Below are 13,243 nucleotides of genomic sequence, written 5' to 3'. Positions count from 1 at the left end.
CGTATGCCGCGGCGGGAATGGCGCGTGGCCATTCCCGCGCGGTCGATCACACCTGCATCCGGACCGAGCCGACGCTTACGGCTTGGCGCCCTTCTTGCCGAGCAGTCCGGTGCCGAGCAGCCCGCCCTTGTCGTTGGTGCCGCCGGTCGCATTGCCGAGCACACCGCCGAGCAGGCCGCCGTTGGCGTTGTTGAGCCCGGTCGCCCCGGCTACGCCGTTGACGACCGTGCTCAGCCCCTGAGTCACCGGCTGCAGCGGCCCGTTGACCGCCGCCGTCGCCCCCGTGCCGACCTGATTGACGCCGCTGCCGACGCCGGACACTACGCCGCCGACCAGATTGGTCACCGGCGCCAGCGGAGTCGCCGCGCCGGCGCTGGCCAGCCCGGTGCCGACGCCGCCGACCGTCACGCCCACGCCGGCCACGCCGGTGGTCGCGCCGGCCGCGGTCACCCCGACCGGATTGGCGATCCCACCGGCATTGCCGAGCCCGGCGTTGATGCCGGCGCCGACCGTGCCGAGGTTGCCGCTCAGGCCGGTCACCGCGCCGCCGACCACGCTGGTCACGCCGCCGGCGCCGCCGGGTACCGGCGCGCCGCTGATCGCCGCGCCCAGGCCCGCGCCGGCCGAAGCCACGCCGCCGACCACGCCGCCGACGCCGCGCGAGGCGTTGGCGACCAGATTGCCGCCGCCGTTGCCGCCGGTGGTGCCGCCGTTGGCCTGCAGCAGGCCCGCTACCGGGGTCACGATCTGGCTGACCGCGCCGGTGAGCTGCTGCCCGGACTGGCCTTCGATCACGCCGCCGAGCTTGCCGCCGAGTTGCTTGACCCCGCCGCCCACGCCCGAAACCAGGCCGCCGGCCGCGCTGGTCAGCGGCTGGATCGGCGAGCCCTGGAACGCGCCGACGGTGGCGACCGTCTTGCCGAGGTCGTCGACCGTGGTGCCGACGTTGACTACGAGATTGTCGACCCCGCCGGCGGTGGTGCCGACCGGGTTGGCGATGTTGCCGATCTGGCCGAGCCCGCTGCTGGTCGCACCGCCCAGGCCGCTGACGGTCTTGCCGAGGTCGTCGACGACCTTGGCCAACCCCTGCGTGGTCGGGTTGTTGCCGCCGAGCAGGGCCTGATTCGGAATCTGCGTGCCGAGCGAACTCACCCCGCCGCCGATGCCGGAGACCAGATTGCCGACGGTGGTGATGACCGAACCCAGCGGATTGCCGGCCGAAGTGCCGCCCGGACCGCCGGGATTGCCCGGTCCGCCCGGATTGCCTGGGCCGCCCGGGTTGCCGGGACCACCGGGATTGCCCGGCCCGCCCGGATTGCCGGGCCCGCCGGGATTGCCCGGTCCGCCCGGACCGCCGGGGCCACCGGGATTGCCCGGCCCGCCCGGATCGCCGGGACCACCGGGGCCGCCGGGCTCGCCGGGGCCGCCCGGACCGCCCGGGTTGGGATTGAAGCTGGATTTGACGCCGCCCGAGCCCGAGCAGCCCGTCGCCGATACCGTGATCGTCAAGATGCACGCGGCGAGCAAGCTGTAGGAAAGAGCCTTGCGAATGCCTTGGGTGTCCATCACGTCCTCCGAATGCAGCCTTGCGCTGCTCCGTGCCCTGAGGTTTGGACCGCTGTGCCTGCGTCTGCGTGGGGCGACACCGGCTAAGCGCCGACAACACACATTCGAGGTGCGAATCTCGTGTGTATCGCGGACAGGCTGCGCCTGTTTATCGTTAAAGGCGCGTGATGAAACCGGCCGTGCCGACGGCCCCGGCGGAGATTTCCGATAGCCGGTTATTTCAGTGAGAAACGGTGATTTTCGTTCATGGCGGCGCGCTGAAACGCACTTCGCCGGAGCGGCCGGACAGGCCTGTCGCAGGCCCGCATGCGCCGGGTCGGAACGGCGTCACCGAACCAACGAAATCGCAACTTTAAATTGTGACGCGACATGTGAATCGAGTCGGGAGCCAGCACCCGACACCGGCCTCGGCGCGCGACGGTCGGTACCCGTCGCCACGGCACGCATCGCCGCTCTCGGCGCGCCGAAAAGCCGCACGCCCGTGTTCTTTTTTACGCATTCACTGGCGAATTTACGTAAACAGCGCCAAATGCATTATGCAAATACAAATTGGCAGAACCGCCCGTTCACCACTCCACGCTGCCGCGGATCACCGCCTGCACCCGGCCGCCGACCCAGACCTCGCCGGCCTCGTCCACGCTCAGCTCCACCCGCCCGTCGCGCCCGACTTCGCGCCCCTGGCTGGCGCTGTAGCTGTCGCCCGCGCTCAGCCGCCCGGCGGCGAGCAAGGCGCTGGCGATGGCGGCGTTGGCGCTGCCGGTGACCGGATCCTCGGCGAAACCGTCGGCCGGGCAGAACGCGCGCACGGTGCGGGCGCAGCCGGCGACGTCGCCCGGCGCGAACAAGGCCAGGCCGAGCGCGTCGCCGCCTAGCGCGGCGATCGCCGCCAGCTCGGGCCGCCAGCCGCGCAGCGCACGCACGTCCTCGACCTCGGCCAGCCACCAGCGCGCGCCGTTGTCCCACAGCGCCGGGCGAAGCGCGCCGGCCGGCAGATCGCGCAGGATCGCCTGCAGCGCCGCGCGGTCGGGTTCGACCGACAGCGGCCGCGCCCGCGGCGTGCGCACCGACACCCGCGGCCCGGTCGCGTCGTGGACGATGCGCACCGGCAGCGAGCCGGCCGCGCACTGCTGCACCATCGCCTCGCAACCGGCCGGCACCCGCCGCGCATCGAGCACGGCCCAGGCCGCGCCGACGCTCGGATGCCCGGCGAAATCCAGCTCGCGGGTCGGAGTGAAGATGCGCACCCGGTAGTCGGCGCCGTCCTGCGGCGGCAGCAGGAACACGGTTTCGGGCAGATGCATCCACGCGGCGAAAGATTGCATCGCCGCGTCGTCCAGGCCCTGCGCATCGAACACCACCGCCAGCGGATTGCCGGCGCCGATGCGGTGGGCGAACACGTCCAGTTGCAGATAGCGGCGCAGGCTCATCCCCGGATCGTAACCGCCGCGGCGCGCGCGGCTATGTGGCTTTCGGCCTGTTGACGCGCGCGCCGACCCTCACGGGCAGCGATTGGCGCTCTTGTAATCGGTGTAGCGGCCGCGGCCGTCGTAGTAATGGATGGTGCGGCCATCGAACTTGATCTTCTGCAGCGCGCCGTTGAGCAGTTGCTCGTGGTGCAGGTGGTCCAGCGTTAGTTGTCGCGCAGCGCGTCCGAGGCTTTGACACCATCCGTCTGGGCGGTCCAATCAGCCGGTACGAAGTTGGGCGGTGTACAGGCAGTGCAAAGCAGCGAATGGAGCGCCGCTGCGAAGGCGAGGATAGCTTTGTGTTTCACGGTGTGCCCATTCCTGTGGGTGGAACATTGAGAATAGTTACACACACCGACTGGACCGAGACGCCGAGTCGCATTTCGCCTACGTGCCCGGCGACAGCGCAGCACGAGTGAGTCCAGACCATCGCCCGTGACCCGTCCCCGCCCGCCAGCCTTGCTCGCGTACAACGCAGCATCTACCCGGCGCAGCAATCCATCGAGCGTTCCCCCTCCCTGAGCTCCGCAACCCCCAGGCTGAACCCGACCATCAGGGCGCCCGCTGTCTCGGACTTGTCGCCAGCGTGGGCGCCTTAACGATCAGGTCGTGCGGAATCGGCACACCCGTCTTCTTGACCATCATCCGCAACTGCACGAACTGACTGTTGTCGAAGGTCACGGTGTACGGCTGTCCCGTCAGCCGGCGATGCACGAAGCGCCGCATTTCAGACGAGGCAGGTTGCAGCGGCACGCGCGGCAGCGGCGGCCTCCGCCGCGCCGCCCCAAGTAGCGGCGGCGCGGGGGCTGGAAACCGAGAGGTCACAGTCGATTTGCAACAGCTCAAACCGGGCGACTTCAAGAAGCTGCCGGAAAGCACGCAACGAGCCCTGCTCGGTGAAGACCTCTGACGTCAGGGGCTGATTACAACGGGTCCGGCGACGTCGGACGCACCGCAAAAACAACCGGGACGTGCTCCCGATACTTGGCTGACAGCAACCCTTCGTACAAGCGCATGGCCCGTCGGTCGACGATGCCGACTTCAAGCGGTGCGGCCGAGCCTGCGAGCGACGAGGACAGTGGATACGAAGCCTTCCAGTCGCCCAACAGATAGGCCAGCCGCAGTCGCGCCTTGCCTTCTATCGGGTCAGAAACCCCGCTGTTTTTGTCTAAGAGCGCCTCAGCCATTACATGATTTGCATAGATGCTGCCGCGCACCGCTGCTTGCTGCATGACCCCTAAGCCGATCAAACCTTGCCCGGCTTCGACCAGCTTCTTGCCGTAGAAGACCGTAGCGACGTTATTCTTCGCATCGCTCAGCCGCTTCAGTTCGCTCAGCGGCATTTTGCTGAACTCTTCGGTCTGCGCCGCAGTGGGATAGCCCATCCGCTCCAGCCACTGCGCCTCAGCCGCGGATGTGGCGGCGCCGAGCATGTACTCACACTTGTCAGCGTTGCTGTCCGGGCACTTATAGGCTCGGAACACGGCATCGGAACTAGCGCTTTCCGCCGGAGGTGCACCGCCAACATTCGGGCCGTCCGGCGACGCGATTGCCGTCGGAGCAGCGGCGATAGGTGGTGGACCGCTATCGACGGTAGGGGCCGGAGCCTGTTCGCTCTGCCGGCCGATCCAGAAGGCAATGACCGTAACGGCGACGAAAGCAACAGCAATAGCGATCTTCTTCATGGCACCGAGCACTGATAGACATGGACATTCTCCCACCATTGGGAGCACTTGGCTTCGGCCTGAACCTTGTTGACCTTCATGCCCAACGAGTTCTCGGGCGCACCCCAGGCCACGACGGAGGACAGACTCAGGTAGCCGAGTCCGATGTCGAACTTGTTCAGATCCAGCCAAGCTCGGACTTCGCTAGCGAACGTGTCGCCGCCAGCCTCACGCACCAAGACTTCCAGGGCATCTTGGCACTTCTTGGTTCCGTCCGTGAGCTGGAAAGGCCAGTTCGTTCGGTCGTACTCCGAAATCTCGGTGCAGATGCGAGCAAGGTTTCCGATCAGATTGAAGTTGATCAGGGTCATATCGGCGAACGACCCGTACGCGATGTCGCTGGTGTGATTCAACAGCGAGTTTTCGATGCTGGTGCGGTCGAAATCCCTGAGCAGACCACTGTTCTTCAGGTAGATCAGCTTCGCGAGGCCGGATCCCCCGGCGTAAGAACCGGCACCGAACTCGGCGCCGCTGGGCATTTTGATCGCGGTTGGACAACTCGGCGGTCGCGCTTGGGCGAGGTAGGTGCAGGCCACGGCGGGGTCTGGCCCCCCACTGCCGCCGCCGTCTCCCCCGCCCCCCGGTTCCCCGTCTCCCGGCGGATCGGGGCTATCGCACTGCCAGATCCAGTTGCTGTGCGCCTGCCCGTTCACGATGACAGTAGCGTTTATCCACTTACACCCTGCGACGGCCGCCGAAGATGCACACATTAATAAAAACGCGGTGGCTAGCTTGACGAACATGCACTTCTTTCCATGAATTGAAAAATGGGGATTCCAACAGCGTCCGACGCGGACGCTACCCAGTAACGGTCAGACGACTCGCCCTCCCTACCGGAGGACGAGGGCGCGCCCGTAAATGCGACACGCGTCGCAGCTACGGGCGCCGAGCCTCGGCTGCGCACCTTGCTCACCGTGCCCTTGGCCGCGGCCACCACCTTGTCGCCCTCGCCGTTGGCGCGGCTGAGATCCACCGCCAGCTTAGGGCTGTGGTTCTCGCGGGTATTGCCGTGCCAGACCTGCTTGCACGGGAACGGCATCTGGAACTTGGGCGCGGCAGCGAAGGCGCCGGCGGACAGCGCCAGCGCCAATACGGCGGCGGCGAAACGGATGGACGTGCGGATCATGACGGACACTCCTGACAGGAAAACGGAATTCGACGAGCGCCGGCGCCTGGGCGCCGGCGCGGATAAAACGCCGCGCAGCGATCTGCATCCACGAGTGCAGACCGCCGCGCGACGCCCCGCCAATCGCACTACGGCCGTCCGCCCACGGACGATCGCTGGGCCCCGGGGGCACGGGCCCAAGGTGCGCGGCGGGAGAAACTTCAACGCGGCTGCGCGTGCGCGAGCTCAGCGCGGGTCAGCTCTGCGCGCAGCAGGTCGCGGTCGGACGAGGCCGCCACCGCGCTGACGAACGCCGCTTGCAACGCCAGCGCGCACAGCGCGCCGCGCCGGCAGCGCGACCAGGAATGCAGCGAGAACCACGGCATGCGAAGACTCCGCGCGCCGCGTTGCGGCGCCGAAAAGTCCGGTCGGCGGCGGCGCGGCCCCGAGCGTCGGGCGCGCCGCCGCCACGCCGCGACGTGCGCGACGGACCGGGGAGAGAACAAAAGCGCGGCCGCGGGATCGGCGGCCGCGGCATCACTGTCGCGCCCGCACCGCAGGGGCGAGGGCGAACGCGACAGCGGATGCGCGGTCCGGATCGCGTCGGGCGGCGGTCGAGGCCGGCGCGCGATCCGTGTTTCTTCAGCGTTTTTCGAATCGGCGCTTTCCGATCAGCGCCCTTCGATCAAGCGCACAGCGATGTCCGGCGAGAACGTACCGGCCGGCGTGTTCGGCGCGATGCCGCATGGACCGTCCGAATCGCCGGGCACTTTCACCCACAGCAGCATTTCCGCGCCGCTGGAAGCGTTCTGCGAGGCCACGCCGAGCTTGCGCCCGGCCGGATTGCACCACTCGCCGTTGGAACCGTTGCCGTTGCGGCTGGTGTCGACCACGAACGGCTTGGCGTAGCCGAACTGGCTCTTCAAGGACGCGGCCACCGCCGCGCCGTAGCGGTTGGAATCGGCGCTGGTGTGATAGTTCGACACGTTCAAGGCGAAGCCGCGGATCTCGGCGACGCCGGCCGATTGCAGGCGCCGCGCCATGTCGTCGGCGCCGATCCAGCTCGCATTGCCGCCGTCGTGATAGACCTGCGCGTTCGGCGCGCGCTGCTTGAACTCGCGCGCGGCGTACTGCAGCAGACTCACGCGCACCGAGCGCTGATCGGCGGACAGGCAGTCCAGCTGCGCCAGCGCATCGGGCTCGATCACCACCACCGCGCGGCTGTTGCCGATCCCGGAGGCGAAGCTCGAAATCCAGGTGCGGTACGCCTCCGGGCTGCCGGCGCCGCCGCCGGAATGGCTGCCGCAATCGCGTCCGGGAATGTTGTAGGCGACCAGGATCGGCAGCTTGTCGGCGCTGCGCGCGGCCTCGACGTAGCGCGACACCGCGCTGCCGATCGCCCCGCTCCAGTTGCCGAACCAGCGCGCCATCGGCTTGCCGGCGATCGACGTGCGGATCTTCGCCGCGCGCGCATCGCTGCCGTGGTCGCGCACCCAGATCGCCGGATTGGAATCGGGATCGACGTAGAACCCGCCGTTCTGGTTGGCCGCGCTGGCGCAGCCCGAGGCCAGCAACGCGGCCAGCGCCAGCCACAACGGCGCGGTGCGGCGAGTGCGGCGGATGGATCGTATACCTTGACGCATGTCTCCTCCTGCAAGTGATACGGGATCGAAGGCGGTCATCGGCGCGGCGATGGTTTCGCGCGCTACCTACTTTTTCTTACGACTGCCATCAGCTCCGCTTTTTTCGCGGACGCCGGGCGTAGGCAAAATCGCCCGCCTCGGCGCGGCGCTCTTTTAAGCGCCTCACACTTTCGAACTTTGCTCGTGCGGCCCATCGACAGAGCCATTGCTGCGTGTTAGTCGTGGACGCATGCTCCCTCCCCGGAGCATGCGTCCATCGCACTATCGACCGGCCGGCGGAACCACCCAACCAGCGCGACCGAACACTCCCTCCAGAGCACGCGAACAGTCTAGGCCGGGGGCCTGTCGGCGACCTGTCGCGCGATGCGCAAGCGGCACGAAAACCGGCGCGAAGCCGCCGTTTCGCCCGCCTCGCCCGCGCCGCCGCGACCGCCTTCGGGCCCCGTCCACCGCACAACGGCGGCGCCCGCGCGCACGCCCAGGAGTTCCTATGCGCATCCTGCTGGTCGAGGACAATCTCGACCTCGCCGATTCCGTGGTCCAGCATCTGCGCCGCACCGGCAACGCCGTCGATCACGAAGCCGACGGATTGAACGCGCTGCGCTTTCTCGAACACGAACGTTACGATCTGGTCCTGCTCGACATCGGCCTGCCGCGCATGGACGGGCTGAGCCTGCTGGCCGAACTGCGCCGGCGCGGCGACGCCACGCCGGTGCTGATGCTGACCGAGCGTTCGGACATCGAGGATCGGATCAGCGCGCTCGATGTCGGCGCCGACGACTACATCGGCAAGCCCTTCGATTTCCGCGAACTGGCCGCGCGCTGCCGCGCGCTGACCCGGCGCCGACAAGCCCAGGCGCAGACCTCCAGCCTGGTCCGGATCGGGCCGATGCTGATGGACAACGCCGCGCGCCGGCTGCGTTTCGAAGACCGCACGATCGACCTGCCGAATCGCGAGTACAGCCTGCTGGAAATCCTGGTCGGCCGGCTCGGCCAGGTGGTCAGCAAGGCCGAGATCACCAATCGCCTGTTCGCGCTGAGCGAGGAGGCCGGCTCGAACACGGTCGAGCTGTACGTGGCGCGGCTGCGCAAGAAGCTGCCGCAGCAGTTCCTGCGCATCGTCACCGTGCGCGGCACCGGCTATCTGGCCGAAACCCTGCGCGACTGCGCGCAGGCGCAGCCCAGCGGCGGCGCGCATGAGTGAGGCCGCCGTCAGCGCCGCGCAGGTACGGCCGCCGCCGTCGATCCGGCGCACCTTGTTGTTGTCGATCGGGCTGCTGTCGCTGGTGGCGATGCTGTTGCTGTTCCTCGGCGCCGGCCGCTACGGCCGGCGCGCGGCCGACCTGTCCTACGACCGCCTGCTCAACGCCTCGGCGCTGACCATCGCCGACAGCCTGGCGCTGGTCGACGGGCGGCTGGAGGCGAACATCCCCTGCGCCGCGCTGGAGCTGCTCTCGGCCGCGCCCGACGACCGCGCGTTCTACCGCGTGTACACGCCCGACGGCGCCACCCTCACCGGCTACGCCGACCTGCCGCGCGCGCCCAGAGCGGTCGGCGAGCAGCCGCTGTTCTTCGACGCGCCCTACCGCGGCGAAGCCGTGCGCTTCGCCGTGCTGCGCCGCGCCGCCAGCGGCGACGGCGCCGGCGCGGCGCTGGTGCAGATCGGCCAGACCCGACGCGCGCGCGAGGCGGTGGCCGACGACATCGTCTGGCACGTCACCGGCTGGATCGCGCTGTTCACCGTCGCCACCCTGCTGCTGGCCTGGCTGGCGGTGGACCGCGCGCTGCAACCGCTGGTGCGGATCGAACAGGACTTCAGCGTGCGCACGCCGTTCGACCTGCGCCCGATCGACCGCGCGGTGCCGACCGAGCTGTCGCACGTGGTCGCCGCGCAGAACCATTTCATGTCGCGCCTGTCGACCAACATCGACGCCCTGCGCGCGTTCATCGCCGAGGCCGCGCACCAGATGCGCAACCCGCTGGCCTCGCTGCGCGCGCAGGCGCAGCTGGCCCTGCACCAGAACAATCCGCAGCAGTGGCGCCAAGGCCTGCAGCAGATCGACCGGCACGCGGGCAAGCTCAGCCGCCTGCTCAATCAGTTGCTCAGCCACGCCCACGTCACCCACCGCGCCGAGCTGCACCACTTCAAGCCGCTGCAGTTGGAGACCATCGCCCGCCAGGCCCTGCACGAATCGGTGCCGCTGGCCGAGCCGCGCCCGCAGGTGCGCTTCGAATGCGCGGCCAACGACACCCGCCTGCTCGGCGATGCGCTGATGCTGCGCGAGGCGATCAAGAACCTGATCGACAACGCGATCAAGCACGGCGGCGACGCGCCGGTGCACGTGCGCCTGGAACGCGACGACGCCGGCCTGGCGCTGAGCGTCGCCGACGCCGGCCCCGGCATGGACGAGACCGAGCGCGAGCGCGCGTTCGAACGCTTCGTGCGCGGCGACCTGGCCAGCGCCCAGGGCGCCGGCCTCGGCCTGGCCATCGTCAAGCGCGTGGTGGAGAGCCACGGCGGCCGCATCGAGCTGGCGCGCTCGAGCTTCGGCGGGTTGGAGGCGCGCCTGCGCCTGCCCAAGGACGCGGCGTGAAAACCTTGCGTTGGGCCGCGGGCATTGCCCTGTTCCTGGTCGCGGCGCTGGGCACGCTGTACCTGTCGCCGGCGCAGGCGCGGCCGAAGCAGAACGAACGCATCAGCGTGTTCGCGCCGCGCTTGCCCAAGCAAGGGCAGTTGGTGCTGCACGGCTCGTCCAACGCCGGGCTGATGCGCGCGCTGATCCTGGACTACCAGCGCCTGCACCCGGGCGTGGAAGTGCGTTACTCGCACCTGGACACGCAGGCGCTGTACGACCGCGTGCTGCGTCCCGGCAACGCCGCCGAACGCGCCGACCTGGTGCTCAGCGCCAGCACCGACCTGCAGGCGAAACTGGTCAACGACGGCTACGCCCGCGCCCACCGCTCGCCCAACGGCCAGGCGCTGCCGGCGGCCGCGCGCTGGCGCGACGAACTGTTCGCCTACGGCTACGAGCCGGTGACGATGGTCTACCACAGCGGCCGCCTCGACCCGGCGCAAGCGCCGCGCGACCGCGACGGCCTGCTGCGCCTGCTGCAACGCGCCGACCAACCGCTGCGCGGCCGCATCGCCGTACAAGACCCGCGCGACAGCGCCGTGGCCTATTTCATCGCCACCCAGGACGCCAAGCTGCTCGGCCACAGCGCCGCGCCGCTGCTGGCCGCGTTCGGCGCGCAACGCGCGCAACCCTACAAGCGCATGGACGCCCTGCTCGACCGCCTCGCCGAAGGCGAACTCAGCCTGGCCTACGGCGTGTTCGGCTCTTACGCCCTGCAACGCATCGAACGCGGCGCGCCGCTGCGCGTGGTGCTGCCGCGCGACCACCTGCTGCTGGTCGCGCGCACCGCACTGATCCCGCGCGAAGCCCCGCACGCCGACGAAGCGCGCCGCTTCCTCGATCACCTGCTGTCGCCGCGCGGCCAGGCGCTGCTGTCGCGCGAGGCCTACCTGATTCCCGCGCGCGCCGACCTGCCCGCGCCGCAGGCCTATCGCGGCCTGCTCGGCGCGGCCGCCAACCCGCGCCGGGTGCCGTTGGGGTTGGGCTTGCTGGTGTATCTGGACGAGACCAAGCGCCGGCATTTTCTGCGCGATTGGAGCGCGGCGTTGGGCGCGGGCGCGACGCAGGCTGCGCCGCGCTGAACTACAGCCGCCGCAGCGGCATCCTCGCACCGCGCAAGCGCACTACGGGCCGCGCTCGACCGAGCCCGTTCGACCATGCAGGCAGGCGCGTCCGGCTCGCCGAACGCGCCGCCCCGGTTACGCCGCCAGCGAGGCGCCCTCGCCGGTCACCGCGCTCAGAATCGCCGCCAGCGCCGCGCAACCGGCCGCATCCAACGGCAGTACCGGATGCCGCGGCGCGCCGACGTCCAGCCCACTCAAACGCAAGCCCGCCTTGACCGTCTTCGGCAAGCCGCCCTTGAGGATGAACTGCAGCAACGGCAGCTGCCGATAGAAGGTCTCGCGCGCCGCCGCCATGTCGCCGGCCTGGGCAGCGGCGTACAGGCTCAGGGTCTGCTCGGGAATCAGGCAGGCGGCCGCGGTGCACCAGCCGCTGGCGCCGGCGGCGAAGGCTTCCAGCGCCAGCGGATTGCTGCCGTTGAAGAACGGCACCGTGCCGCCGGACAGCTCATGGATCCGGTGCATGCGCTGGATGTCGCCCGAGCTCTCCTTGATCATGCAGACGTTGTCGATCTCGCGGGTCATGCGGATCATCAGCTCCGGCGACATGTCGATGCCGCTGGTGGCCGGGTTGTTGTAGGCCATGATCGGAAGGCCGGTCGCCGCGGCGATGCGCGCGTAGTGCTGGAACACTTCTTCTTCGCCGAGCTTCCAGTACGAAGTTGGCAGCACCATGATCGCGGCGGCGCCGGCCTGCTCGGCATAGACCGCGCGGCGCGCGGCGGCGGCCGTGGTGAGTTCGGAGATGCCGACGATGACTGGCACCCGCCCGGCCACCCGGCCGACCGAAGTTTCGACGACGTGACGCCATTCCGATTCGCTGAGATAAGCGCTTTCGCCGGTGCTGCCCAGCGGCGCGATCGCGTGCACGCCGCTGTCGATCAGCCGGTCGATGAGGCGCACCAGCATCTCGTCGTCGACGCTGCCGTCGGAGTCGTGGAACGGGGTGATCGGATAAGCGACGATGCCGTGTAGATCGATGGATTGCATGGGGGTTTCCTTGTTCGCGTTGGTGGAAGCAGCGTCGATCGAGGCCGCGCCGAGTCAGGCGGCGTCGGCGAGGCAGTCGGGGTGCTGCTTGAGCGCGCGGCGCGCGTAATAGGCGAACGTCGCCTGGCTGCGCTTGGGCGTGGAGATCCAGTCGTGGGCTTCGCGCGCCAGCGCTTCGGGAATCGGCTTGATCTCGCCGGCCGCCATCGCCAGCAACTGCAGCTTCGCCGCGCGTTCGAACAACGCCGCCAGCACGCAGGCTTCCTCGATGCTCGCGCACGCCACCAACTGGCCGTGATGGGCGAGCAGGATCGCGCGCTTGTCGCCGAGCGCGGCGGAGATGATTTCGCCCTCCTCGTTGCCCACCGGCACGCCCGGCCATTGCTTGAGGAAGGCGCAGTCGTCGAACAAGGGGCAGATGTCCATGTGCGAGACCGTCAGCGGCACTTCCAGCATCGACAGCGCGACGATGTGCAGCGGGTGGGTGTGGATGATGCAGTTGACGTCCGGGCGCGCGCGATAGACCCAGCTGTGGAAGCGATTGGCCGGATTGGCCATGCCGGCGCCTTCGAGCACGTTGAGGTCTTCGTCGACCAGCAGCAGGTTGTCCTGGCTGATTTCGTCGAAGCCGAGCCCGAGCCGCTGGGTGTAGTAGGTGCCGGGCCGCTCGGCGCGACAGGTGATCTGCCCGGCCAGGCCGGAATCGTGGCCGGCGTCGAACAGGATCCGGCAGGTCAGCGCCAGTTTTTGCCGCGCCGTCCAGGCGTTGTCGGGCAGCAGTTGCTGCATGCTCCGCTGCGCCTGGGCGACGAGCGTGCCTTTATCGAGTTGCAGGGTGGTAGCCATGGAGGAACCTCATTGGTCAGCGCCGTTCACGGGGGAGTGGTGGCAAGGAGTGCGCGCGTTCGAGGCCGCCGCGGGCCGTGGCGAACGCCTTCGGCCGGAGGGCAAGAACACTGCGATCTCTTTATGACACAAAGTGTCATGTGAGACAA

At 69.0% G+C, this 13,243-nt stretch carries 14 protein-coding genes; 3 read left to right on the top strand and 11 right to left on the bottom strand.

Annotated elements, in window-relative coordinates:
- Positions 1–75: 75 nt before the first annotated feature.
- From BLU84_RS03410 to BLU84_RS03375, 9 genes are all read right to left on the bottom strand, one after another.
- Complete coding sequence (locus BLU84_RS03410; protein ID WP_083382277.1) at positions 76–1,566, bottom strand: collagen-like triple helix repeat-containing protein; 1,491 nt, start codon at positions 1,564–1,566, stop codon at positions 76–78.
- Positions 1,567–2,132: 566 nt separating this feature from the next.
- Entirely contained in the window at positions 2,133–2,993 is an 861-nt protein-coding gene (locus BLU84_RS03400; protein WP_074862900.1) for a PhzF family phenazine biosynthesis protein, read from the bottom strand.
- A 69-nt stretch (positions 2,994–3,062) separates the two neighbouring features.
- On the bottom strand, positions 3,063–3,251 hold the full coding sequence (locus tag BLU84_RS03395; protein ID WP_074862898.1) for a hypothetical protein: 189 nt from the start codon (positions 3,249–3,251) through the stop codon (positions 3,063–3,065).
- 333 nt (positions 3,252–3,584) lie between these two features.
- A complete protein-coding gene (locus tag BLU84_RS26095; protein WP_139174592.1) occupies positions 3,585–3,785 on the bottom strand; it encodes a hypothetical protein in 201 nt (66 codons plus the stop codon).
- 170 nt (positions 3,786–3,955) lie between these two features.
- A complete protein-coding gene (locus tag BLU84_RS03390) occupies positions 3,956–4,717 on the bottom strand; it encodes a hypothetical protein (protein WP_139174590.1) in 762 nt (253 codons plus the stop codon).
- A complete protein-coding gene (locus tag BLU84_RS03385; protein WP_139174588.1) occupies positions 4,714–5,499 on the bottom strand; it encodes a hypothetical protein in 786 nt (261 codons plus the stop codon). The genes BLU84_RS03390 and BLU84_RS03385 overlap by 4 nt, the downstream gene beginning before the upstream one ends.
- Positions 5,484–5,882 carry a hypothetical protein gene (locus tag BLU84_RS03380; RefSeq protein WP_074862892.1) on the bottom strand — a complete coding sequence of 133 codons (399 nt, stop codon included), beginning with the start codon at positions 5,880–5,882 and terminating at the stop codon, positions 5,484–5,486. Before BLU84_RS03380 ends, BLU84_RS03385 begins: the two co-directional genes overlap by 16 nt.
- Positions 5,883–6,082: 200 nt before the next feature.
- Complete coding sequence (locus BLU84_RS27035; RefSeq protein ID WP_170849076.1) at positions 6,083–6,247, bottom strand: hypothetical protein; 165 nt, start codon at positions 6,245–6,247, stop codon at positions 6,083–6,085.
- 285 nt (positions 6,248–6,532) lie between these two features.
- Positions 6,533–7,504, bottom strand: coding sequence for a glycoside hydrolase family 6 protein (locus BLU84_RS03375; RefSeq protein ID WP_074862890.1), 972 nt, complete (start codon positions 7,502–7,504; stop codon positions 6,533–6,535).
- 490 nt (positions 7,505–7,994) lie between these two features.
- Here BLU84_RS03375 and BLU84_RS03370 point away from each other — a divergent pair, with 490 nt between their 5' ends.
- The 3 genes from BLU84_RS03370 to BLU84_RS03360 are packed head-to-tail and all read left to right on the top strand — an operon-like array spanning position 7,995 to position 11,219.
- A complete protein-coding gene (locus BLU84_RS03370) occupies positions 7,995–8,708 on the top strand; it encodes a response regulator transcription factor (RefSeq protein WP_074862889.1) in 714 nt (237 codons plus the stop codon).
- Positions 8,701–10,098, top strand: coding sequence for a sensor histidine kinase (locus BLU84_RS03365; RefSeq protein WP_074862887.1), 1,398 nt, complete (start codon positions 8,701–8,703; stop codon positions 10,096–10,098). Before BLU84_RS03370 ends, BLU84_RS03365 begins: the two co-directional genes overlap by 8 nt.
- A complete protein-coding gene (locus tag BLU84_RS03360) occupies positions 10,095–11,219 on the top strand; it encodes an ABC transporter substrate-binding protein (protein ID WP_083382276.1) in 1,125 nt (374 codons plus the stop codon). Before BLU84_RS03365 ends, BLU84_RS03360 begins: the two co-directional genes overlap by 4 nt.
- Positions 11,220–11,336: 117 nt before the next feature.
- On the opposite strand, the gene BLU84_RS03355 is transcribed toward BLU84_RS03360, so the two are convergent.
- Together BLU84_RS03355 and BLU84_RS03350 are read right to left on the bottom strand one after the other, a co-directional pair.
- Positions 11,337–12,248 carry a dihydrodipicolinate synthase family protein gene (locus tag BLU84_RS03355; protein WP_074862884.1) on the bottom strand — a complete coding sequence of 304 codons (912 nt, stop codon included), beginning with the start codon at positions 12,246–12,248 and terminating at the stop codon, positions 11,337–11,339.
- A 54-nt stretch (positions 12,249–12,302) separates the two neighbouring features.
- Entirely contained in the window at positions 12,303–13,094 is a 792-nt protein-coding gene (locus tag BLU84_RS03350; RefSeq protein ID WP_074862881.1) for an aldolase, read from the bottom strand.
- Between the last annotated feature and the right edge of the window lie 149 nt (positions 13,095–13,243).

Source organism: Lysobacter enzymogenes (assembly GCF_900106525.1).
GTDB classification, from domain to species: domain Bacteria; phylum Pseudomonadota; class Gammaproteobacteria; order Xanthomonadales; family Xanthomonadaceae; genus Lysobacter; species Lysobacter enzymogenes.
This window is presented reverse-complemented; position numbering and strand designations above follow the sequence as displayed.